Source organism: Pseudonocardia sp. D17 (assembly GCF_036984265.1).
GTDB lineage: Bacteria > Actinomycetota > Actinomycetes > Mycobacteriales > Pseudonocardiaceae > Pseudonocardia > Pseudonocardia benzenivorans.
The window spans coordinates 1-22,791 of sequence record NZ_BPRG01000039.1 but is presented as its reverse complement, the minus strand read 5'-3'; the positions used below and the strand labels follow the sequence as shown (position 1 = coordinate 22,791).

19 protein-coding genes and 2 pseudogenes are annotated in these 22,791 nt (G+C 69.4%); 12 read left to right on the top strand and 9 right to left on the bottom strand.

What is annotated here, in order from left to right; translation table 11 throughout:
- Window positions 1-1,552: 1,552 nt before the first annotated feature.
- Both PSD17_RS07295 and PSD17_RS07290 read left to right on the top strand, forming a co-directional pair.
- Window positions 1,553-1,654 (top strand): annotated as a pseudogene (locus PSD17_RS07295) (transglycosylase family protein); the annotation flags it as partial.
- A 163-nt stretch (window positions 1,655-1,817) separates the two neighbouring features.
- The gene (locus PSD17_RS07290) at window positions 1,818-3,077 is read left to right on the top strand and encodes a tyrosine-type recombinase/integrase (protein ID WP_339122214.1); all 1,260 of its coding nucleotides are present in this window, start codon (window positions 1,818-1,820) and stop codon (window positions 3,075-3,077) included.
- A 614-nt stretch (window positions 3,078-3,691) separates the two neighbouring features.
- Here the strand turns inward: PSD17_RS07290 and PSD17_RS07285 are convergent.
- From PSD17_RS07285 to PSD17_RS07245, 9 genes and pseudogenes are all read right to left on the bottom strand, one after another.
- Complete coding sequence (locus PSD17_RS07285; RefSeq protein ID WP_339122213.1) at window positions 3,692-4,786, bottom strand: hypothetical protein; 1,095 nt, start codon at window positions 4,784-4,786, stop codon at window positions 3,692-3,694.
- A gap of 69 nt (window positions 4,787-4,855) precedes the next feature.
- Window positions 4,856-5,422 (bottom strand): DoxX family protein, encoded by a 567-nt coding sequence (locus tag PSD17_RS07280; RefSeq protein ID WP_014203888.1) that lies wholly within the window; start codon window positions 5,420-5,422, stop codon window positions 4,856-4,858.
- Window positions 5,423-5,476: 54 nt separating this feature from the next.
- Window positions 5,477-6,145 carry a TMEM165/GDT1 family protein gene (locus tag PSD17_RS07275; RefSeq protein ID WP_339122212.1) on the bottom strand — a complete coding sequence of 223 codons (669 nt, stop codon included), beginning with the start codon at window positions 6,143-6,145 and terminating at the stop codon, window positions 5,477-5,479.
- 22 nt (window positions 6,146-6,167) lie between these two features.
- Window positions 6,168-6,245, bottom strand: a pseudogene (locus PSD17_RS07270) (TMEM165/GDT1 family protein); the annotation flags it as partial.
- A gap of 2 nt (window positions 6,246-6,247) precedes the next feature.
- Window positions 6,248-7,348 carry a glycerate kinase gene (locus PSD17_RS07265; protein WP_014203887.1) on the bottom strand — a complete coding sequence of 367 codons (1,101 nt, stop codon included), beginning with the start codon at window positions 7,346-7,348 and terminating at the stop codon, window positions 6,248-6,250.
- Window position 7,349: 1 nt separating this feature from the next.
- Window positions 7,350-8,195: a sugar phosphate isomerase/epimerase family protein gene (locus PSD17_RS07260; RefSeq protein WP_014203886.1), complete on the bottom strand. Its 846-nt coding sequence runs from the start codon at window positions 8,193-8,195 to the stop codon at window positions 7,350-7,352.
- Window positions 8,192-9,352 carry a dihydrodipicolinate synthase family protein gene (locus PSD17_RS07255; protein ID WP_181391863.1) on the bottom strand — a complete coding sequence of 387 codons (1,161 nt, stop codon included), beginning with the start codon at window positions 9,350-9,352 and terminating at the stop codon, window positions 8,192-8,194. The genes PSD17_RS07260 and PSD17_RS07255 overlap by 4 nt, the downstream gene beginning before the upstream one ends.
- Window positions 9,352-10,500 (bottom strand): Gfo/Idh/MocA family protein, encoded by a 1,149-nt coding sequence (locus tag PSD17_RS07250; protein WP_014203884.1) that lies wholly within the window; start codon window positions 10,498-10,500, stop codon window positions 9,352-9,354. Before PSD17_RS07250 ends, PSD17_RS07255 begins: the two co-directional genes overlap by 1 nt.
- 385 nt (window positions 10,501-10,885) lie before the next feature.
- A complete protein-coding gene (locus PSD17_RS07245) occupies window positions 10,886-11,920 on the bottom strand; it encodes a LacI family DNA-binding transcriptional regulator (protein WP_339122211.1) in 1,035 nt (344 codons plus the stop codon).
- A gap of 301 nt (window positions 11,921-12,221) precedes the next feature.
- On the opposite strand from PSD17_RS07245, the gene PSD17_RS07240 reads away from it, so the two are divergent.
- The 10 genes from PSD17_RS07240 (at window position 12,222) to PSD17_RS07195 (ending at window position 22,629) form a co-directional block, all read left to right on the top strand.
- Window positions 12,222-13,568, top strand: coding sequence for an amidohydrolase family protein (locus PSD17_RS07240; protein ID WP_014203882.1), 1,347 nt, complete (start codon window positions 12,222-12,224; stop codon window positions 13,566-13,568).
- A 101-nt stretch (window positions 13,569-13,669) separates the two neighbouring features.
- Window positions 13,670-14,623, top strand: a complete 954-nt coding sequence (locus PSD17_RS07235; protein WP_014203881.1) for an ABC transporter permease — start codon at window positions 13,670-13,672, stop codon at window positions 14,621-14,623.
- A complete protein-coding gene (locus tag PSD17_RS07230) occupies window positions 14,620-15,510 on the top strand; it encodes an ABC transporter permease (RefSeq protein WP_014203880.1) in 891 nt (296 codons plus the stop codon). The genes PSD17_RS07235 and PSD17_RS07230 overlap by 4 nt, the downstream gene beginning before the upstream one ends.
- Window positions 15,511-15,571: 61 nt before the next feature.
- A complete protein-coding gene (locus PSD17_RS07225) occupies window positions 15,572-17,131 on the top strand; it encodes an ABC transporter substrate-binding protein (protein ID WP_233899529.1) in 1,560 nt (519 codons plus the stop codon).
- Between the two features lie 161 nt (window positions 17,132-17,292).
- Window positions 17,293-18,276 (top strand): ABC transporter ATP-binding protein, encoded by a 984-nt coding sequence (locus PSD17_RS07220; protein WP_339122210.1) that lies wholly within the window; start codon window positions 17,293-17,295, stop codon window positions 18,274-18,276.
- Entirely contained in the window at window positions 18,276-19,310 is a 1,035-nt protein-coding gene (locus PSD17_RS07215) for an ABC transporter ATP-binding protein (RefSeq protein WP_339122209.1), read from the top strand. Before PSD17_RS07220 ends, PSD17_RS07215 begins: the two co-directional genes overlap by 1 nt.
- A 15-nt stretch (window positions 19,311-19,325) precedes the next feature.
- Entirely contained in the window at window positions 19,326-20,135 is an 810-nt protein-coding gene (locus tag PSD17_RS07210; RefSeq protein ID WP_181391862.1) for a sugar phosphate isomerase/epimerase family protein, read from the top strand.
- Window positions 20,132-21,658, top strand: coding sequence for an AMP-binding protein (locus tag PSD17_RS07205; RefSeq protein WP_339122208.1), 1,527 nt, complete (start codon window positions 20,132-20,134; stop codon window positions 21,656-21,658). The genes PSD17_RS07210 and PSD17_RS07205 overlap by 4 nt, the downstream gene beginning before the upstream one ends.
- Window positions 21,659-21,698: 40 nt before the next feature.
- Window positions 21,699-22,196, top strand: a complete 498-nt coding sequence (locus PSD17_RS07200) for an IS110 family transposase (RefSeq protein WP_339122207.1) — start codon at window positions 21,699-21,701, stop codon at window positions 22,194-22,196.
- Window positions 22,156-22,629, top strand: coding sequence for a trypsin-like serine peptidase (locus PSD17_RS07195; protein ID WP_339122206.1), 474 nt, complete (start codon window positions 22,156-22,158; stop codon window positions 22,627-22,629). The genes PSD17_RS07200 and PSD17_RS07195 overlap by 41 nt, the downstream gene beginning before the upstream one ends.
- Window positions 22,630-22,791: the final 162 nt, after the last annotated feature.

Below are 22,791 nucleotides of genomic sequence, written 5' to 3'. Positions count from 1 at the left end.
GACCACCACCCCCGCGCTCGTCGCCGACCAGACCGACAACCGGACCTGCACCGTCCAGACCACCACCGGCAACACCACCAGCAGCAGCACCGGCAGCAGCGCCAGCGGCAGCACCGGCGGCAAGGAGTCCGACACCAGCAGCAGCACGGGCCCCGGTGGCGCCGGGCAGCTCACGCCCGACCAGGCCGCGAAGCTGCTCGAGCAGGCCCGCGAGCTCGTCGCCGCGCTCACCCTGGCCGGTGGCGACGCCCGCGCGGCCGCGCTCGGCTCGGGGATCCGCGCGCTCGGGATCACCCCCGCCGTCGCGACGGGCTGGCAGCAGCAGGCCCACGACCTCGCCGACACCACGCTGGCCGCGATGGGTGACGACCCGGCCGCCGGAGCACTCGCGGTCGCGCTGGCCAAGGCCGGCTACTCCCCCACCCCCGCCGACCTGCGCACCAACCCCGACAAGACCACCGACACCAGCACCAGCACCAGCACCAGCACGGGCTCGGGCACGGCTAGTGGGCGCGGTCCGGCGATCGCGCCCAGCTCCGCGGCCGGGTCAGTCCTGCTCGCCGGCGGCGCCCTGGCCGCGGCGATCCGCGCGCTGCCCGCCGCCGGCATCGAGGCCTGCGGCCTCGACTCCACAACCGGCACCAGCACCAGCGGGGGCTCGTCAGCAGGTGGCGCCGCCGGCACCAGCGGCTGGTCGGCCCAGGCAGACGACCTGCTCGCCCAGCTGACCGGCGACTCCGATCCCGCCGCCCGCCAGCTCGCCCAGATCATCGAGCAGGCCCGCGCCAGCGGGACCGGCAACAGCGTCAACGACCAGGTCGTCGAGCGCAGCAACAACGGCTCCACCAGCACTGACACCGGCAGCAGCGACACCGGCAGCAGCGGGACAGGAAGCAGCGACACTGGCAGCAGCGACACCGGCAGCAGCGACACCGGCAGCAGCGGGACGGGGAGCACCGGTGGCGACACCGCCCCGGGCGGCGGCGGGGCCACGGGTTCTGAGGCTGCGACCGACGCGAACGATGCCGCGGCCGACCAGACCTCGACCGGCGGGGCCAGGGCGGCCGGGCAGGCGTGGGAGGCCAAGGCGCAGAAGCTGGCCGACGAGCTGTCCTCCGCCGGTGACGACCCGGTCGCACGTGATCTCTCCGAGCAGCTCGCCACGCAGGGCATCACCGGCCGCGCCCAGCAGGCCGGCACCACGAACTCGACCGGCACGAACTCGACCGGCACGAACTCGACCGGCACGACCTCGACCGGCACGAACTCTGGGGACAGCCCGTCGGCCTCCGCCGGCGCCGATCAGGGCGGCGGCGACAGCGATCAGGCCAGCGGTCAGGCCAGCGACCAGGACACCGACAGCGGCCAGCAGGCCGCCGACGACCAGCACAGCTCGGACGACCAGGACCAGCACGAGTCGAAGGACCAGAAGCCCCAGGACGACGACCAGGACCAGAGCGGCACCGACCAGAGCTCGACGGACCAGGCCGCGCAGGATGACCTGCCTGCCGGCGGCCAGGCCGGCGGGGACAAGCAGACCAGCTCGGACGCCGCGACCAGCACGAACACCGACTGGGACCGGCTCGCGCAGTGCGAGTCGAGCGGCAACTGGTCGACCAACACGAGCAACGGATATGCCGGCGGTCTGCAGTTCGACACGGCTTATCTAGAGGTCCTCGCGGCTCTAAGGGATGTGAGTTGCTGGGTGCCGTGGGTGCCTGGCAGGTGAGTATCCAAGAGTTGGCAGGCATCGTTCGGGCTGCGTGCCAGATTGCTTCCGCGCCGAGCGCGCGGTCACGTCCAGAGCCGATGCGTGGGTGGTCATCGACGACCGGTTCGAGCTGCACGTCGAGGCGACCGCGTTCGTCGCGTCGTTGCGGGCGCGGGGGTTGTCGGTGAACACCGAACGCGTCTGCGCCGCCCTTTACCTGACCCACTGCTCCCGGGTCCGAGCGCGGTGGGCCGAGCCGGGGTTCCTGGTCCTACGCGGGTTCCAGGACTGGCTGATCAGCGAGCCACTACCGTCGAAGGGCCGGGGCCGGGCGTCGAAGGCCCGGTTCCGGTCCAGGGCCAGCGCGAACGCGGTGATGACCGCGGTGGCGGAGTTCCTGCGCTTCTGCGTGGTGCAGGGGTGGGCACCGACCCACACGAGCGCCCTGCTGGCCAGCCCGCGCCAGTTGCGGTTCCTGCCAGCCGGGTTCGACATCGGCGAGGACGGCCAGCGCGCCGTGGTGGCGGCGACAACGTTCCGGTTCACCACCATCGACCCGGCGCCGCAAACGTTGACCGACGCCCAGCTGGCCCGGCTGTTCGAGCTGGTCGACCGGGCCCGGGACCGATTCCTGATCGCCTTGTTGGCCTGCACGGGGCTGCGGATCGGGGAGGCGTTAGGGCTACGCCGCGAGGACATGCACCTGCTGGCCAGCTCCCGGGCTCTGGGATGCGAGATCGACGGCCCACACGTGCACGTCCGCCGCCGGATCAACGCGAACCGGGCGTTGGCGAAATCGCACCGGCCCCGGGCCGTTCCCGTTCCTCCGGACCTGGTCGGCTTCTACGTCGACTACCAGCACGAACGCGAGCACACTCTGGCCGCGGCCCGCGGCCGCGGCGCCCCGGTGCTGGCGGGGGCGCAGCTGGGCGCGGATCTGGTGCTGGTGAACCTGTTCCGGCCCCCGCTGGGCCAGCCGATGTCTTATCCCGCGGTCAAGGACATGTTCGACCGGCTCGCCGCGCGCGCCGGGTTCGCGGTCCGCCCGCACATGTTCCGGCACACGGCCGCGACCGGATGGCTGCGCGGCGGGACCGATCCCGACGTGGTCCAGGCACTGCTCGGGCACGCGTCACCGACGTCGATGCAGCCCTATCTGCACGCCGACGAGGCCGCGCGCTGCGCGCCGCCGTCGAGTCCGTCGCCGCAGCCCGCACCGGGGCAGGGACACGATGACCGCGACCTCGGCGACCGCCCCCTCGACGACCGCCACGGCGACGACCGCCCCCTCGACGACCGCCATGGCGATGACCGCCCTCACTGGCCCTGGCCCGGACACCGGGCAGGACACCGGCGACCACGGTGATCGGGACTTCCTGGCTGAGAGGTCAGCAGGTCCCTGTCCCCCGCGTCGGCCGAGTCCTGCGGGTCGATGGCCAGCGCAGCGAACGCCACGGCCAGGTCCGGGCCACCACGGGCGATGATGATCTCGCAGGCGTGAACGTCACGGCGGCACGGCTCACCGTCCTGCGCCGCCACCCCGCTCGACGGCGTCGGCGGCTCGCCCGAGCGTGCGCACCAGCTCGCCGCGCGTGCCGGGCAGGTCTAGCCCGCCGCTTCCAACACCGCCGTGCGGAGGAGAGCAGGATCGCGGCGGGGTCTCGGTCGTCGTGCTGGATACGAGATCCTATACGCCGCAACGGGCTCGACGCGCGTCACCGATACGCTCGGCCTGGTCTCGACGGACCTAGTACGAGCCGTAACGAACGATCTTCCTGGACAGATGGCCGGGGTGGATCGCGGGCTGGTGTCCGACCCGGCAGCCCCGTTCCGCGGCATGAGGCAGTCGGGCTCGGACGTGAGGGCGAGTACGAGGGATCTCCGAATACCTCAAGACGCAATACATCGATGTCGACTGGTGAGCATCCGGCTCCCGAGGGCTCCGGCCTTCGTGGCCGCCCCGTCACTCCTTTGCCCTTGTCACTTCTTCGGCGGAAGGATCATGCTCACGACGGTCCACCCGCCTTCGTCGTCACCGCGTCCGGCCGGCTCGTAGGCGTAGATCTTGGCCGCAACTCCTGGCCCGACGAGTCCCAGCATCACCAACCAGTTCTGGAATTCATGACGTCCGTTGGCTAGCAGCGCGTACGGCTCGAGGTCGCCGAGCTCGACGCCTCTCCCGGTCCTCAGCATGTCCAGGACGAACCTGTCGAACTCAGGGGCGAGCTGTCCAAAACTGGCGCGGTCGGATCTGCGCGACGGGCCGCCCGTCGCCAGGATCGCGACGCGTCGTCCTGCCATCTCGACGACGATCCGGAGGACCTCGCCGAACGCCCGGGCGCCGAACGGCGAGAAGCCCCGTTCAGGCTGGGTGATGATCGGGATAACAGGTAGCTCCGGTTCGGGCAGCAGGATGTGCAGAGGACTGAGGAGGTCCTTGTCCAGCCCGACGCGGTTGGACTCCTCGACCTCCAGTCCCTCGGCCCGAACGGCGTCGACCAGGGCGCGTGCGTAGGTGGGATCCCCGCACAGTGCCAGTGCTGGATCAGACGTTGTGGTCGACGCGCCGATCGTCGAACCCGTTCCGATGACGAATGCACCGGTGATGAAGCCGGGTGCCCGAGACTCTGCGACGACGATCATGACTTCTGGATCGGCTGCGCGGATGTCCGCTGCCAGCCGGTCGTATGCGGCCCTTCGCCGCCTGATGGCCTCCGAGCCGGCCGAACCGAGAGACGTCGGTGGCGCGGGTACGTGCGAGCACCCTCCGGCGAAGACGACCTCGGCGGGGACCGGCAGGCGCGCTGGTGACTGGCTGAGTTCCTGTCGGGTGCGTCGAGTGAGAGCCGAGTCGTTCAGGCGGTCGATGAACCACTGTGCGACCCGCAGACTCATCGCGGCGCCCACGCCGGCGGCCTGAAGACGGTACCGGTCGCCGAGCGCGATCGTCTCGGCCCACTCGACGTCGAGCCCGATCTGGGATGCTATCGCGCGCGGATCGTCCTGGAACCGGCGAAGCAGTTCGGCGTCGTCGGCCAGCGCTCGTATCGCGCTCTCGATCTTCGAGGTGTCCATCGGTGTCAGTCCTCGGTCAGGGGGAGCAGGGCGGCCCGTGGTCCGGCCGGGCTGGGATGATGCCAGTCGTCACCCGCAGACTCCGGGTGTCGGCATGAGTGGTTCGACGTGTGTCTCAGTGGTCGCGCGCTGCTTGGCGACCGCGGGACGCGAAGGACGTCGCCAGAAGAGCCGTAGCTGTACGGCGGCCGCGCCGAGCCCCAGCCCCACGGTGAAGACCGCCCGCCGCAGTCCGGAGGAGCTGCTCCCGTGGCCCCACCAGCGGTCCACGCTGGCGGTTCCGGCGCCGAGGGCGCTCACCGCGGTGGACGCGGCGGCGAGAGTCAGCACGTACTCGTAGCCCTCTGCGGTGATGAAGAACCCGTTCTCGGCATGGACCGACCGCATGGCGACGGCCATGGTGCCGACCACTGCGGCCGCCGCCACCGGAGTCGCCGCTCCGACGAGCAGCAGGCTCCCGGCGCCGACCTCGACGGCTGCCGACGCCACGGCCTGCAGTCTCGGCTGTGCGAATCCGATCGAGCCGAACCACCGCGTTGTGCCCTCGAGGCTCCGGCCGTGCCTGATCCCATGAGCCACCATCGTCGAGCCGACGCTGGCCCTCAGGACCAGCCCAGCGATCTCGGCACCATTCATCGTTCAGTGTTCCCCTCGTCTGTTGACAGAGTTGGTCGCACGCCGTTGGCGAATTCACAGGGCGTGGAGGCGAGGTACGGGAGTGCCTACCGGCCACTCGTTGTCCGGTGACGGACCCGGGCGCGCCTCGGCCGGATGCGGTGAGCGCATCCGGGCTGTGACGACGATCGCGATGCTCGCAACACCTACCGCGACGGCCCCGAGAGCGAGGAGCGCGATGGCGCCTACCAACGGATGGGTCGCGCCGAGCTGACCGCTGGCGTCCAGTGCCAGCCACACCCCGAAGCCGCCGAAGAGGATTCCGGCGGCTGCGATGACCATCCGTTGCGGAAGCCTTCGACCCAGCCGGCGGCTTACCGCGATCGCCAGGGCGTCGGCGGTGACCATCCCGAGCGTCGAGTCCGGCCAGACCCCGAGCCAGTCGTACTGCGCCGTCAGGGTGATCGTCGCGATCATCGTTCGGTCACCGAGTTCTGCGACGAAGAACGCGACGAAGACGGCGTTGGTCAGCGACTTCGGCGACGGTAGTGACGCCCGTCGGAGCAGCAACGTGCGACATGTTCCCGACATCCACATGCCCAAGCCGAGGAACAGCGCCGCGGCCGCGACGGAGATCGATCCCATCGGGAGTACGGATCCCAGGCCGTAGCCGATCGTGACGGACACGGTTTGGACGGCGGTTGTCGCGAGCGTGACACCGGAGCACTGTCCGAGCTCGATCACGAGTAGCGAGCATCATCGCCATGAGTTGGGACTTGTCTCCCAGCTCTGCGACGAAGGCGACCCCGAAGCTCAGCGTCAGCGTAACGAGCAGGCCCGACACGGCTACCCCTTGCCCATGGGTACCGAGGCGGCGAGCTGTCGTCCTGCCGCCGTGAGCCAGCGGACAGGTTCGTCCTGTGCAGCCGCCGCGGTGCCCGCGAGTTGGGCTAGTTCCACGCACCTGCGCACACCGGGCGGGGGTGGCACGGCGACCTGCCCGACCACGAGTGCGGCGGCGACGCCGAGACCCGTCGCGGTGTCGAGGACGTGGCCGACGACCTTTCCCATCAAAGACTGGGTGTCAAGTCGCCCCTCTCCGGTGACGACGAGATCGGCACCCTCCAGGGCCCGCCGAAGCCCGGCGAACTCGGCGATCGTGGTTGCGCCTCCCGACAGCCGGGCGTCCCAGGCACTGGCCAGGCCGTAGGCCGTCCCGCCCGCGGCGCCGCTGCCGGGCGCGGCCGGCGCACCCCTGAAGAAGGCGGCGAGCCGGCCCAGCCCCTGCTCCAACGTGGTGATGTCGTCCGGTGTCGCACCCTTCTGCGGTCCGAACACGGCGGCTGCCCCGAACGGCCCCAACAGCGGAGCGGTGACGTCCACGAGGCAGAGGACGCCACCGGCGGGCGCCGGTCGCAGGCCTGACAGATCCACGTCGGCGAGGGCCGCGAGCGCACCTCCGCCGGGAGGCAGAGGATCGCCGTGGGCGTCGAGGAAGCGGGCGCCCAGGGCGGTGAGTGCTCCAGTACCACCGTCGGTGGAGGCGGATCCGCCCAGCGCGACGATCAACCGGCACGCACCTGCGTCGGTGGCCGCATAGAGGAGCTCGCCGAGGCCGGTGGTGTCGGCTCCGAGCGGGTCGAGCCGTCCCATCAGGGGCAGGCCGCAGGCCGTGGCGAGCTCGACGACGGCGGTGCCGTCGTCGAGCTCGAGCCACCCGGCGTCGACGGGCCGTCCGTCGGGCCCGGTCACCGTCCGCGTGCGACGGAGCGCACCGCGGTCGTTCGACGCGATCGTGTCGAGGGTGCCCTCGCCCCCGTCCGCGAGCGGGATGTGGACGATCTCGTCACCGGACCGCACCTCCCTCCACCCGTGGCCCACTGCCGCGGCGACAGCGCTCGCCGAGACGGAGCCCTTAAAGGAGTCGGGCGCGATGACGATGCGCATGTCAGCCGTCCAGGACGACGTCGAGGTAGCGCTGCGTCACGGTCGCGACCACCTCGTCGGGATCGGCGTCCCAGACGTCGGCGTTGAAGATCTCGACCTCGACATCGCCGAGGTAGTTTGCCGCCTCGACGGCCCGACGCAGTCCGCGGAAGTCGATGTGCCCATCGCCCATGATTCCCCGGGAGAGCAGGGCGTCGGGGGGCAAGGGTGTGATCCAGTCGCACACCTGAAAGCTCGCGATGCGCCCGGTCGCCCGCGCGATCTGCGTCATGACCTCGGGGTCCCACCACACGTGGAAGGTGTCGACGACGACCCCGACCTCGTCGGCGGCGAAGCACTCGGCGATGTCGAGTGCCTGGGAGAGCGTAGAGAGCACCCCGCGGTCCGCACAGAAGATCGGATGCATCGGCTCGAGCGCCAGGCGCACCCGGCGCTCCCGGGCGTAGGGCACGAGAGCAGCGATACCGTCGACGACCGAGTGACGCGCCCCCGGGAGATCGCGCGAACCCGTGGGCAGCCCGCCGACCACCATCACCAGGCAGTCGGTGCCCAGCGCCGCGGCCTCGTCGATCGCGCGGCGGTTGTCGTCCAGCGCCGCCTGCCGGCCGGTGGCCGTGGGGTCGGTGAGGAACCCGCCGCGGCACAGCGAGGAGACACGCAGCCCGGCGTCGGTGACCAGCTGGACCGCCGCCAGCACCCCGATCTCGTGGACGGGCTCGCGCCACAACCCGATGGCCGGGAGTCCCGCGCGCACGCAGCCCTGCACCGCCTCGGCCACGGACCACCGGTTTGTCGTCTTCTGGTTGAGCGACAGGCGAGCCAGCCCGGATCCCCGGCCGCCGGTCATGTGTGCACCCCGTTCACCTCAAGCCAGCAGCGCAGCCGGCCCGCCGCGAGCGACGGGTCGGGCAGCAGTCCGGCTTCGTCGGCGAGCCGGAACACCTCGACCAGGTGCAGCACGCTGCGGGCGCTCTGCAGGCCAGCGACCATGGTGAATCCCGGCTGGTGGCCCGAGAGCCACGCGAGGAAGGCGATCCCGGTCTTGTAGTGGAAGGTGGGCACGCCGAAGACGTGCCGGGCCAGGGCCAGAGTCGGTCCGAACGCCGCGTCGTACGCCGCGTCATCGGCTGCGTCGAGCGCCTGGAGCGCCGCGGAGGCCGCGGGCGCGATGGCCGCAAAGATGCCGAGGAGCGCGTCGCTGGCGTGAGACCCGTCTCCCCAGATCAGCTCGGGATAGTGAAAGTCGTCGCCGGTGTAGAGGCGCACCCCCTCCGGCAGCGCCGCCCGCAGGCGTACCTCGTGCTCGGCGTCCAGCAGCGACACCTTGATGCCGTCCACCTGCGCCTTGTGGTCGCGGATCAGGTCGAGCACGACATCGGTGGCGACGCCGATGTCCGACGAGCCCCAGTAGCCCTCGAGCCGGGGGTCGAACGCCTGCCCAAGCCAGTGCAGGATCACCGGCCCGTCCACCCGGGACAGAACGCGGTCGTAGACGGCCCGATAGTGCTCAGGGGTGGTCGCAAGGGCCGCCAGCTGCCTGCTGGCCATGAGGATCACCTGGGCGCCGGCCTCCTGGACGACCTTCAGCTGCTGCTCGTAGCCTGCGGTGACCTCGCTGAGGCCGGACGGCGGGGACGACAGATGGTCGGTGCCGGCACCGGCGGCTATCCGGCCGCCGACCGAACGCGCCTCCGCGGCGCTGCGTGTGATGAGCTCCTGCGCCGTGTGCCAGTCGAGGCCCATGCCGCGCTGCGCGGTGTCCATCGCCTCCGCGACACCGAGTCCGTAGGACCACAGGTGCCTCCGGAATGCCAGCGTGCTGTCCCAGTCGAGGCAGACCGGTCTGCCCGGTCCGTTGTCGCGCAAGGGATCCGCAACGACGTGCGCGGCCGCGAACGCAATGCGGCTCTGCAGCGGCGTACTCGGCCGCGCCCAGGGGACCGGGTCGTGGAGCACGTGCTCCACGACGGTTCCGTCGCAGCGGGGAAGCATGACCGTGTCCATCAGACGAGCTGCTTCAGCTCGACCCGGCAGCCGGATGCCGAGGATTCCAGGCCGGCCTCGGCGAGCTGGACGCCACGCGCGCCGGCGAACAGGTCGTACGGGTTGGGTGCGTCCTCCACGACGTGGCGGACGAACTGCTCCCACTGTGCCTTGAAGCCGTTGTCCATGACAGCGTTCGCCGGCACCTCCTGCCACTGATCCCGGTAGCGCTGTGTCTCGACCAGGTCCGGATTCCATACGGGCCGCGGGGTGTGGGCGTGGGACTGTGCGACGCAGCGGTGCAGCCCCGCGACCGCGCTCCCCAGCGTGCCGTCGACCTGGAACTCGACGAGCTCGTCACGGTGCACGCGAACGCACCACGACGAGTTGAGCTGCGCGACGACCCCGCCGGCGAGTTCGAAGATGGCGTACGCCGCGTCGTCGGCTGTGGCGTCGTAGCGCTCGCCGTTCTCGTCCCAGCGCTCGGGGATGTGTGTCGCTGTTTTAGCCGTCACCGCCTCGACACGGCCGAAGAGATTCTCTAGCACGTAGTTCCAGTGGCAGAACATGTCCGAGACGATCCCGCCACCGTCCTTGCTGCGGTAGTTCCAGCTCGGGCGCTGCGCGGCCTGACCGCGCCCGTCGAACACCCAGTAGCCGAACTCTCCGCGGACCGAGAGGATCCTGCCGAAGAAGTCGCTCTCGACGAGCCGCCTGAGCTTCAGAAGGCCCGGCAGGTACAGCTTGTCGTGCACGACGCCGTTCTTCACGCCGGCGTCCTGAGCCAGGTGCGCGAGGCGCAGGGCACCCTCGAGCGAGTCGGAGGTCGGCTTTTCGGTGTAGATGTGACGTCCGGCGGCGATGGCCTTAGTGAGGGACTCCTCGCGCACGCTGGTCAGCTGCGCGTCGAAGTAGATCGGGTAGGTGTCGTCGGCGAGCGCGCCGTCGAGGTCGGTCGTCCACCGGCTGAGGCCGTAGGCCGCCGCGATCTCGGCGACCCTCGTCTTGTTGCGGCCGACGAGGAGCGGCTCCAGCATGATGCGGCTGCCGTCGGACAGCTCGACGCCACCCTGGTCGCGGATCGCCAGCACCGACCGCGTGAGGTGCTGGCGGAGTCCCATCCGCCCGGTCACGCCGTTCATGACGACGCCCAAGGACCGTTGAGTCATGTGGAATCCCGTCCTGGTTAGGAAAGCGCTCTCCGCCAACCGTAGGTGATACGCGGCAGAACCTCAATCACACTTGGGAAACTGGGTGTTGACAGAGGGGGTGCCGGGCGCCGGAAGGGGCGGGACGGGGGAGGCGATGCCCGAAGCAGCCGAGACAGGAAGAGCGATGTCAACCCAAGGGCCGCTGGTCGGGTGGGCTCAGGATGTAGGTGATGCAGCAGCGTCATCGCGGCGACAAGGGGCGTCCCGTGGGGAATGGCGGGGTGGGGCGGGGCGCCGCCTTCAGCGGGTGCGGCCCCGCGTCGGAGGCAAGCGCTTCCCGCATTTTGGAAGGCACTCACAGTCGCGACAGACGATCGACTTCGGGTGGCCACGACGCGGGCTGCTAGCCCAACGACGGGGTGCTCTCCCGGATCATGACCTGGCCCTCGACAGCATGGAGTCGGGGTCTCACGCCTTCGGCCCCGACGACCAGGGACAGGGCGGTGCTGCCCATCTCCTCGAGGGGGAACCGCACCGTCGTGAGTGAGGGTGTGACGTCGCGCAGCGTGACGATGTCGTCGAAGCCGGCGACGGCGAGGTCTGCGGGGCATCGAAGCCCGCGGGCTCGCAGGGCCGCCATCGCCCCGACCGCCATGACGTCGTTGACAGCCACGACGCAGGTGACATCCAGGTCCGCGTCGAGCACCTGTTGCAGCGCCTCGTATCCGCCGTCGCGCGTGAAGTCCGAGCGGATGATGTGCCGTGCGGGGAGCGAGACTCCTGCCCCGGTCAATCCTTGGCGGAAGCCGTCGAGCCGGTCCCGGGCGGTGAACAGCTCGGCAGGACCGGCGAGCACGGCGAACCTGCGGTGGCCCAGCCCGACCAGTGCTTTGGCCAGCGCCTTTCCGCTCGCGCGGTTCTCCAGCATCACGGTGTCGACGGGGAGCCGGTTCTGACTGATCATGGCCACGCGCCCCCCGCCGGCACGGTAACTCGCCACTTCGCGGGCGAGCTGGGCCATCTGTGCCGGCTCATCGACTCGGCTCCCGGCGATGATCACCGCCCGCGCGCGCTGACCGCGTAGGGCCCCGACGAACTGGAACTCGCGCGCTGGGTCCCGGCCGGTGCTGGCCAGCGTCACCAGGAGGCCCTCACGGTCGGCGGCCTGGATGACCCCGGCCGCGATGGAGGAGAAAAACGGGTCGCCGATGTCGTGAACCAACAGTCCGACGACGTCGCTGCGACCGCGGGCGACGGCTTGCGCGTGGGCGTTCGCGGTGTACTGCAACGCAATCGCTGCGTCGAGTATACGCTCCCGAAGATCGTCACGCACCCGGCGGGTACTGCCGTTCAGGGCGCGCGACGCCGTCGCCAAGGACACCCCTGCGAGCTTCGCGACGTCCTCCAGCCGGACCGATCCGTCCATCCGGTCAGTCATCGACACCTCCCCCGATCGGCATGACTGGCGCGGTCTCCGGCGCATCGATCGCCATCAGTGTAGCGCTTTCCTGCTGCTCCGCGCGCCAGGACTCGGCATCAGCACGCGGACGAGAGGTTTCGGCCGCGCGATCCAGAGCATCTCTCACCAGGACGTAACGCGCGTCATATCAGCAGCTGAGAGCCCCTATTTAGGCCTGACCTGCCCGGAAAGCTCGCTGAATCTGAGCGCTTGACGTCACACGTACCTGCTGTCACAGTGTTGGAAACCGCTTGCCTGAGAAAACGGGAGAGGGAGTTCGATGACGAGCCTGCTCGACGAATCGGCGGTGACGCCTACTCCGGAAGCGCACGATGCCGCGATCATCGTCTCATCCGACAGCCACGTCAGTCCTCGATTCGAGGATCTGCGCGACTACTGCCCGGCGGAGTACCAGGACGACCTCGCCGAATATATGCGCACGAACCAGGGCGACGGGAGCATGCAGGGTGAGTCGCCGGGTCGGCGGCGGCGCCAGGAGCTCAACGGACTGACGGCCGGGCACTACGACATGGCCGTGAGACTGGCCGACATGGACGCCGACGGCGTGGCGGCCGAGGTCGTCTTTCACGGCAGCTTCAGTCGCGACCCGTTCCCGTTTCACTTCGTTGGATTGTCCGGGGTGGCGAAGTCGTCCCAGACGGCCCGGTCGGCGCGGGAGTTCGAACTGAACGCGGTAGGCATCCGGCTCTACAACCGCTGGTTGGCGGAGTCGTGTTCACAGGCACCCGAGCGCCTGATCGGTGCGGGTCATCTGCCGATGTGGGACATCGAGGCGGCGGTCGCCGAGCTGGAGTGGCTTGCCGGGGTGGGGATCCGCACGGTGAACTTCCCCGCCATGGCGCCCTCGGACGGTCCGCAGTACGACTCGCCGGCGTGGACGCCGTTCTGGCGCGTGTGCGAGGAGTCGGGGATCGTGCTGAACACCCACGCGGGCGCGGCGGTACCCGGCTTTTCCGAGTCCCTGCCGCACTCTCTCGCCCTGGCTCAGCTCGAGCAGTGCGGATGGCCGTCGCGGCGGGGTATGCAACGCATGGTCATCGGCGGGGTCTTCGAGCGTCATCCGGGCGTGCGGCTGATGCTTACCGAGCAGCCGGGGAAGTGGTGGGGTCCGACGATCGCCGACATGGACACCGCGTGGATGGCAGGGCCGCCGATGATGCGGGACGCCGTTCCGCAGTTGCCCAGCGCTTACATGAAGCGCAACGTGTTCATCGGAGCGAGCTTCATGGCTCACTTCGAGGCCGAGGACGCCCTTGTTGAGGGGTACGCGGACAACGTCGTGTGGGGCCGCGACTACCCGCACCGGGAAGGTACGTGGGCCTTCAGTGAGGACCCGGCCGAGCCCAATCGCACGCATCTCGCACTCCGTGACGCCTTGTCCGGCCTGGACGTCGGGGTGGCCCGGGGCATGGCCGGTGAGAACGGGGTGCGTCTGTTCCGGCTCAGTCGGGAGACGCTTGTCGATGTGGCGAAGCGGATCGGCGCGCCGACGGCCGCACAGCTGAGCACCCCGCTCGACAGTTCCGAGCTCCAGGTCGCGGAGCGCTACCGCGACCATGACATCGACTACACGAGCGCGTTCCGCCGCTACGGCGCCTGGGCCTAGCGCTCTCTTCTTCCCGTCCCCCCGGGTCGCGAGTGCTCTCCGAACTCAGCGGTCGCGACCTCGTGCGGGGCTGTGCTCCGGTTGCCCGTCACGAGGTGAGAATGCTGCGCGCCGTCACCAGTCGAGCTCTCCATCTTCTCGGCGTCGTCTTCATCGTCAGCTTCGTGACGATGATCATGGTCGATCTGATCCCGGGTGATCCCGCGTCGGTCGTCCTCGGGGAGGGCGCCACCAGCGAGCAGTTGGATCAGCTCCGGCAGCAGTGGAACCTCGACGATCCGCTCCTCCTCCGCTACGTGGAGTCGCTGGCCGACCTCGTGCGGGGAGATCTCGGGACCTCCGTCATCACGAACGACTCGGTTCTCGACACGATCCTCGAGCGGCTGCCCGTCACACTCGAGATCGCGGCCATCGCTCTCGTCATCGCCCTGGTGGTCGGGGTTCCGCTGGGGATCTGGACGGCCTCCCGCGCGAACACCTGGGTCGACCGGGCAGGCCTCCTGGCGACGTCACTGATGATCTCCCCTCCCGCGTTCCTGACCGGCCTGCTGCTGGCGTACGTGTTCGCCGTCCGGCTCCATCTCCTTCCAGTGACGGGATGGGTACCGATCAGCGAAGGTCTGTCCGACAACCTCCGATCCGCGCTCCTGCCCGGCGTCGCGTTGTCGATCTACGAGACCGGCGTCGTGGCCCGAGTCCTCCGATCGGCCATGATCTCGACCCTCAGTGAGGACTACGTCTTCGCCGCGCACGCGCGGGGGCTCTCCCGCACCTACGTGCTTCTCCGACACGCACTGCGCCCGTCGCTGATCCCGCTGTTCACCGTCGTCGGGCTGATCCTCGCGCGGCTGATCGGGGGCACGATCATCGTCGAGGTCCTCTTCGCCCTACCTGGCATCGGGAACCTCCTCATCACGTCGATCCAGTCGCGAGACTTCACCCTGCTCCAGGGTGTCGTGGTCTTCGTGGCACTGGGCTACGTCCTGGTGAACGCACTGGTCGACGTGCTCTACACCGTCATCGACCCCCGACTCAGGAACAGGGCAGCGGCATGAGTGTCTGGACTTCCGCCGCACGGATCAGCCGGGCGGCGACGGTGGTGGGGCGTGGGAAGGCCCGTCGCGCGGGCGGTGCGCGGCTCCCCGTCGTGCTCGCGGCGACATGGCTGGCGCTCGTCGTCCTCGCCGCCGTTGTGGTCGACTGGCTCCCGCTGCCCCACTACGACATCCCGGTCGGACCGCCGAGACAGCCTCCCGGTGCGGATGCCGTGTACCTGCTGGGTACCGACGAGTTCGGGCGGAGCCAGCTCGTGCGGCTGATGGTCGGGGCCCGCGTGTCACTGGCCGTGAGCGTCGGGGCGGTGCTGCTCAGCATCACCGCCGGCTGTGTTCTGGGCCTGATAGCAGGTTTCTACGTCCGTGCGGCGAAGGTCATCGACCTCGTGCTCGATGCCGCCCTGGCCGTTCCCGGGCTTGTGTTGCTGCTGGCGATGACCGCGGTCCTCGGACCCGATCTGTGGACCCTGGGCCTGGGACTGGCGATCATCTCCGTGCCACCGTTTGCGCGGTTGGCGCGCGCCATCACCCTCTCCTACGCCGACCGTGAGTTCGTGGTCGCCTCCAAGGTGCTCGGTGCCCGCAGTGTGCGGACCCTCTTCCGGGAGATCCTCCCGAACCTGGTGCTCCCCGTCGGGTCGTACGCGTTCGTCGTCGTCGCCTGGCTCATGGTGACCGAGGGCTCGCTGAGCTTCCTCGGTCTCGGTGTGCCACCGCCGAACCCGAGCTGGGGTGGCTCGATCGCATCCGGCCAGGGCTACCTCGCCACCGACCCGCAGCTCGTCTTCCTGCCTGCTGCCGTCCTGCTCGCGACGATCTTCGCCTTCAACGTCATCGGGGACCACTTTCAAGGCCGGTTCGGGCTCGGGCGCCCCACCGACACCTGACCTTCGCCGCGTCCCAGCAGCGATTCACCCGGAAAGGCCGACGATGTTCTCTCCTCAACGCATGCGCGGGACGTTCGCCGTCCTGATGCTCGTCGTCGCACTCCTGCTCGCGGGGTGCGGCGGCGGTGAACCCTCCGACTCCCGTGCGACACAGGCGGGGGGTGAGCCCCAGAGGGGAGGATCGGTCTCGTACCTGACGGCGTTCGACGTCAAGAGCCTCGACCCGCTGCGGCTCACCGTCATCAACAGCCAGAACTACGAGGCCGTGCGCGCCCTCCCGATCTTCGACGCTCTCGTATACGCGGACGGTAAGACGGGTGAGGCCGTCATGCAGACAGCGGAGTCCTTGACGTCGAGCGACAACATCAGGTGGACCCTCACGCTCAAGCCCGGCATCACGTTCACCGACGGTACGGCGTACGACGCCGAGGCGGTCAAGTTCAACTGGGACCGGCTCCGTGACCCGCAGAACGCCGCAGGCAGCCTCGACACCGCATCCAAGATCGACTCGATCACCGTCGCGGGCCCCACTACCGTCAGCGTCGTCCTGAAGCAGCCCAACAGCACCTTCCCGTCGTTCGTCGCCGGATCGCCGCTGACCCTCATCGGGTCTCCGACAGCCATCCAGGCCGATGCCACCGCCTTCGGAAACCAGCCCGTCGGTGCCGGTCCCTTCGTGCTCAAGCAGTGGGTGAAGAACGGCACCATGACGTTGGAGCGCAACCCCGCGTACTGGAATGCGCCCTACCCGTACCTGGACGAGGTGGAGATCCGCACGGTCGCGGACGCCCAGCAGCGGTTCCAGACACTCGCTGCCGGACAAGCCGACCTGGACCTGTCCACGCCCCAGTACCTGGCACAGGCGAAGCAGACTCCCGGCGTCGTCACCCGGCTGACCGACCAGAGCGGAGGCCGGCTGCTGGCGCTGAACAATGCGAAGGCGCCGTTCAACGACGTTCTCGCGCGCAAGGCGGTGGCGTCGGCGCTGGACTACCGGACGCTCAACGACATCCGCTTCCAGAACGCCGACCTGGCACCGGGACCATTCTTCGCGACGTCGTCGCAGCTCTTCGATCCCGCCCTCTCATGGCCGCAGTTCGATCGGGAGGCGGCTCAGCGCATGTTTGACGAGTACGCGGCGAAGAACGGTGGACCCCTCACATTCACCATCACCTTCGATGCTCCGGACAGGCAGTCGGCTGAGGCCGTGCAGTCGCAGCTCGCCGGGTACCGCAACCTGGTGGTCGACATCCAGATCCTCGACGGCACGGCGTACGTCGCGGGGCTGCCGGGCGGCGACTACCAGATGTTCAGTCTCTACCGGCCGTTCATCTCGCCCGAGCCCAGCCTGTCCGACACCTACCAGTGCGGATCGGCGCGGAACTACATCAAGTACTGCAACCCGGAGGTCGACAGGCTGCTGGCGGCTGGGCGATCCACCCAGGACCCGGATCAGCGTCGCACGATCTACCAGGATGTTGCGAAAGTCATCATCGCGGACCAGCCCGCCATCATTTGGGCGCAGTACATACAGGTGCTGAACATGAAGGACGACGTGCAGGGCTACACCCCGGTGACCGACACCTGCCCTCTCTTCGACCGCATGTGGCTCGCGGGATAGGGACGGCGGGCGCCATGAGGAACACACCAGTCGCGGCCGACCCTGTGTCGCTGACCGACGACGCGGCCGCCGACGATTCGGCGCCGGGGGATACAGGTCCTCTCCTGCAGGTCGACGGACTCCGCACCGGATTCCGCTCGTCGGAAGGAACAGCCTGGGCGGTGGACGACGTCTCCTTTCAGCTCGAACAGGGCAGGACGCTGGGTATCGTCGGAGAGTCCGGCTCGGGCAAGACGATGCTCGCTCGCTCGATCATGGGGCTGCTTCCCCGTGCGAATATCGAGTGCAGCGGCCAGGTGCTGTTCCGCGGTCTACGGCTGGACCAGATGCAGCCGTCGGAGCTGCGCAGAATCTGGGGCACCGAGATGTCGATGGTGTTCCAAGACCCGATGACGTCGCTCAACCCGGTCGTGCGGGTGGGCCGCCAGATCACCGAGGTCTTGCGCGCGCATCGCCGGATGACGAGATCCGCGGCCGACGACGCAGCTGTCGAGCTCATGCGGTCCGTCCGGATCCCTGAGCCGGAGCGTCGCGCACGGGAGTACCCGCACCAGCTGTCGGGCGGCATGCGGCAGCGGATCGGTATCGCGATCGCGCTCGTCTGCGGCCCGCGGCTCCTCATCGCCGACGAGCCGACGACGGCACTGGACGTCACGGTGCAGAGTCAGATCCTCGATTTGCTCCAGCAGCAGCAGTCGGAGCGGTTCATGGCGATGATCCTGGTGACGCACGACCTCGGAGTCGTCGCAGGTCGGGCCGACGACATCGCAGTGATGTACGCTGGCCAGATCGTGGAGCAGGGTCCGGCACGGTCGGTGTTCCGAACGCCCCGCATGCCCTATACCGACGCACTGCTGCGATCGATTCCGCGGGTCGACGACCCGAGCCACACGCGGTTAGCGGCCATCGCCGGTCGACCTCCTGCCCTCCTCGACCGTCCGCCGGGCTGCCGTTTCGCGCCACGCTGTCCGTCGGCGCAGGACCGGTGCCGACAGGACGCACCTCCGCTGGTCGGAGGGGTCGACCCCGGCCACCGCTATCGCTGCTGGTTCCCGCTGGGTGCCGAGGCGGAACAAGCAGGGCCGCCCGGGAACGCCCATGACACCGTCTCGGGCCGCGTTCCGATGCCGTCGGCGACGACCTGATGGCCGGCAGCGGTACGGCGCACCTGCGTGAGGACGCGCTCCTGAGGGTGCAGGACCTGGTCGTCGAGTTCCCCTCGGCAGGTGGTCGAACGGTTCACGCGGTGTCCGGCGTCAGCTTCGACGTCCAGGAGGGCGAGACCCTCGGTATCGTCGGCGAGTCCGGCTGCGGCAAGTCCACCACCGGGTGGGCTGTGATGCAGCTCCGCCGCCCGACCTCGGGATCTGTGGTCTTCGAGGGGGAGGAGCTCACGTCGTTAAGGGGCCAGGACCTGCGCCGCGTACGGCCTCGCCTCCAAATGATCTTCCAGGACCCGGTGTCGTCGCTCAATCCCCGGCGCCGGATCGGGGACATCGTGGTCGAGGCGCTGAGAATCTGGCGGCGCGGGAACGCCGCCGGCCAGACCGAGAAGGTCTGGGAAGTACTGGCCGCAGTGGGCCTCGACCCCGACTCCGTGGTGTCACGTCGCCGGCACCAGTTCTCCGGTGGGCAATGCCAACGGATCTCGATCGCCCGCGCGCTCGTACTGGACCCGAAGCTGGTCATCTGCGACGAGCCGGTCTCGGCCCTCGACGTCTCGGTGCAGGCGCAGATCCTGAATCTGCTCGAGGATATGAAGGCGCGCTATCGCCTTACCCTGGTGTTCATTGCGCACGACCTGGCCGTCGTGAAGAACATCAGCGATCGGGTCATGGTGATGTACCTGGGCAAGGTGTGCGAGGTCGGACCGGCCGAGGCGGTGTACGCCCGCCCGGCGCACCACTACACCTCGGCTCTGCTTTCGGCCATCCCGGTCGCCGACCCGGGCCACGAACGGCAGCCTGTGCCGCTCGTCGAGGGTCAGCTGCCCTCACCGATCGCGCCACCGAGCGGCTGTCGTTTCCGTACCCGGTGCCCCGCTGCCCAGTCGCGCTGCTCCGAGGAGGAACCACAGGTAAGGGAGGTGTCCTCCGGGCACTTCACCGCCTGTCACTACCCGCCGATCGCTCCTGACGTTGCAGCGGCCGTACCGCAATCCGCCGGGAAGGCTAGGTAAGACGTGGCAGACGGGATGCGGGAGTCGGTCGCGGTCCGGCCGGGGGTCTGTTCAATCGCATTGCGGCAGCTGTCCAGCGACGAGGTGGTGCGTCTCGCCGAGAGCAGCGGTGCGGCGGGCATCGAGTGGGGAGCCGACGTCCACGTCCCACCGGGCGACGCTGCCGGTGCGGAACGGCTCGCCGAGCGGTGCCGCGACGCGGGCATCGAGTGCGTCTCCTACGGAACGTACCTGCAGGCCGGCACCGCCGATGTTCTCCACCAGCTGGGGCCCGTCCTGGATGTGGCCGAGGCGCTGGGCGTCGGCAACATCCGGATCTGGGGAGAGCTCGGGATCACCCCGGACGCGGCGTCGGACGAGCGCCGCCGGGTCGTGGACGGCGTCCGCGCGGTCGTTCCGCTGATCACCGGTCGGGGTTTCACGGCGTCGCTCGAATACCATCGCCAGACCATCACGGCGACGGCGGAGTCTGCCGCCGCGCTGTTGCGGCAGATCGACGACCCGCGCTTCTTCGTCTACTGGCAGCCGGATGGGCCGGGGTCGGTGGCGGACCTGGTCGCCGAGTACCGGTCGGTAGCGGCTCGGGTATCGCACCTGCATCTGTTCGCGTGGCGCAGCTACGAGGACCGCTACCCGCTCGTCGCGTGGCGGTACCTCTGGCGCGAGATCCTGCGGCATTCCCGGGAGCCCGGGTTGTGGGGCCGCGACCGCTTCGCGTTGATCGAGCACGTCAAGGACGACCGACCCGAACAGCTGGCTGCGGACCTCGCCACGCTGACATCGTGGCTCTCCGTCCGTCAAACCGAAGGTGAGAACCGATCGTGAGCACTGTGTCGTACCCCCGGCGGCTCTCCGACCTGGCCATCGCCGATCCAGATCGGCTCGCTGTCGTCTGCGGACCAGAATCACTCACACGGGCGCAGCTGGACGAGGCCAGCACCCGGCTCGCCCACCGGCTCCTCGCGCAGGGGGTCGTGGTCGGTGACGTCGTCACGGTGGCCTTGCCGAACTGTGTCGAGTGGTTCGTCGCGTACGTGGCGTGCTGGAAGGCGGGAGCGATCCCGCAGGCGGTCTCCGAGCAGCTCCCCCGGACCGAGCTGGAGGCGATCGTCGCTCTGGCGGCGCCGCGGGCCGTAATCAGCCGTTGGCCGGCAGGTGTGGCGGGGTGTCCCCATGTGGGGATCGACCACCGGGATCTCCTCGACGGGAGTCCTGTGCCGGGGCTGCCAGACGTGGTCTCGCCCGCATGGAAGATCGCGACCTCGGGCGGTTCGACGGGGCGCCCCAAGTTGATCGTCTCGGGAGACCCGGCACTCTTCGATCCCCGTGTCCCGAGGATGTGGGGCCGCGGCTTCCGTGATGGCGGTGTGGTCGTGGTGCCCGGCCCGCTCCATCACAACGGTCCTGTGCTGTGGGCGTGCGAGGCGTTGATCGCGGGCAGCCTCGTCGTCGTCCTCGAGCGGTTCGAACCGGAGCGCACACTCGCGGCCGTCGAGGAGTTCGGCGCCGAGGTGCTCTACACCGTGCCGACGATGATGAAGAGGATCATCAACCTGGACGACGAGGTCCGGCTCCGGTATGACATATCGTCCCTTGAGTCGGTTTGGCACATGGCCGAGCCCTGCCCCGCCTGGCTGAAGCGTCGCTGGATCGACTGGTTGGGGCCGGAGCGAATCGTCGAGATCTACTCGGCTACCGAGCAGCAGGCGCTCACTCTCATCACCGGGTCCGAATGGCTCGAGCGTCCGGGATCGGTCGGGCGGGTGGTCGTCGGTCAGATGCGGATCGGAAACGAGCGGGGCGAACCGCTCGGGACGGGCGAGCGGGGCGAGGTGTGGCTGCGGGGTGACCCGGCACGCGCGACACCGATGTACCGCTACATCGGCGCCGAGGCACGATCGACCGAGGACGGCTGGGAGTCTCTCGGCGACGTCGGTTGGTTCGACGACGACGGCTACCTGTACATGGCGGACAGGCTCCAGGACATGGTCCTGAGCGGCGGGGTCAACGTCTATCCGGCGGAGGTGGAAGCGGCGATCCTCGAGCACCCGGCGGTTCGGTCGGTGGCGGTCATTGGGCTGCCAGACGACGACCGCGGCAATGTGGTGCACGCCGTCTTGGAGGCCGATCCGCGGGAAGTCCCCCCAGAGGATCTGGCGACATTCCTCCGGGAGCGCCTCATCGCCTACAAGGTCCCCCGCAGTGTCGAATACGTCGACCATCCACTGCGGAGCGACGCCGGCAAGGTCCGCCGCGGGGAGCTGCGCAACGAGCGGCTAAACGGGAGGGGCGGGAAAGCCGTGGCGATGCCGCGCACTGGCCGGATGTCGTCGCCCTCCGGCGGTTGAGCAGATCGGAGGCCGGGCGGCCCCGGATCTGTTACCTCACTTGAGGAGAAGACCCGCGTCCACGCGGGGCTGCGGTCTGACTCGACAGAGGTGTGCTCCCCGTGTCGACGGAGCTGGAAGTCGGCATGTCGTCCGCGGTCCCACCGCCCGTCGCGCTGGATCGGAGGACGTCACGGTCATCATCGGAATCGACCCCCACACACGAACTCATACAGCGAGCGCGCTGGGCCCCGCCACCCACCGCGTTCTGGCGTCGCTGCAGGTCGACGCCACGTTGGCCGGCTACCGACAGCTGCTGCGATGGGCGACCCGGTTCGAGGCCCGTCGATGGGCCGTGGAGAACGCCCGCGGCCTGGGCCGACACCTGGCGCAATGGCTGGTCGCCCGCGAGGAACAGGTCGAGGACGTGCCGTGCACGGCCACCGCCCGGGTGCGGGAGCTGTCCCGCGGTGGACGACGCAAGAACGGTGTGAATCGACGCCGCCGCCGCGGCGAGCGTGGCCGCGCTGGCCGGGGATGCCCGACCCATCACCGGTAAGGACCTCTGCACCGCGCTGGCCCTGCTCGATGAGCGTCGCGCCAACCTGGTCTCGCACCGGACCCGGCTGATCAACCAGCTCCATGCGCTGCTGCGTGACCTGGGCATCGCGTTCACGGCACCCGCGGCCGGGACCGCGGTCACCACCTTGGGCTATCCCGTCCAGGCGCCGTTCGACGGGCGCAGCCTGCGGCGCTGCTGGACCAGCGCCATCGCCGTCGACCGCAGCAGCGCGAACGCGCTGACGATGCCGTGCGCGATGACCCCGGGCTCCTCCGGCGGGCCGTGGCTGACCGGCTTCAACCCGGCCACCGGCGCCGGGACCGTCGTCGCGATCACGAGCTTCCACGACGAGAGGGGCCTGCTCTCCGGACGCCAACTCGACGACGTCGGCTACGCGCTCTACCAGGCAGCCGACCGGACGAGTGCCTGACGACCTTCTGGTCTTCCGGTCTTCTGCCCGGAGGCCGTGACCACCAGAACAGGACCGGGAGGCCCTCTCTCCGAAGCGTCCGCCTCCGTTGCGGACGGGCTAGTGCCTCGATCGAGAACGTTGGCGTTGTAACCCGGCTGCGGTGATCGGCTGAGAGGCTGT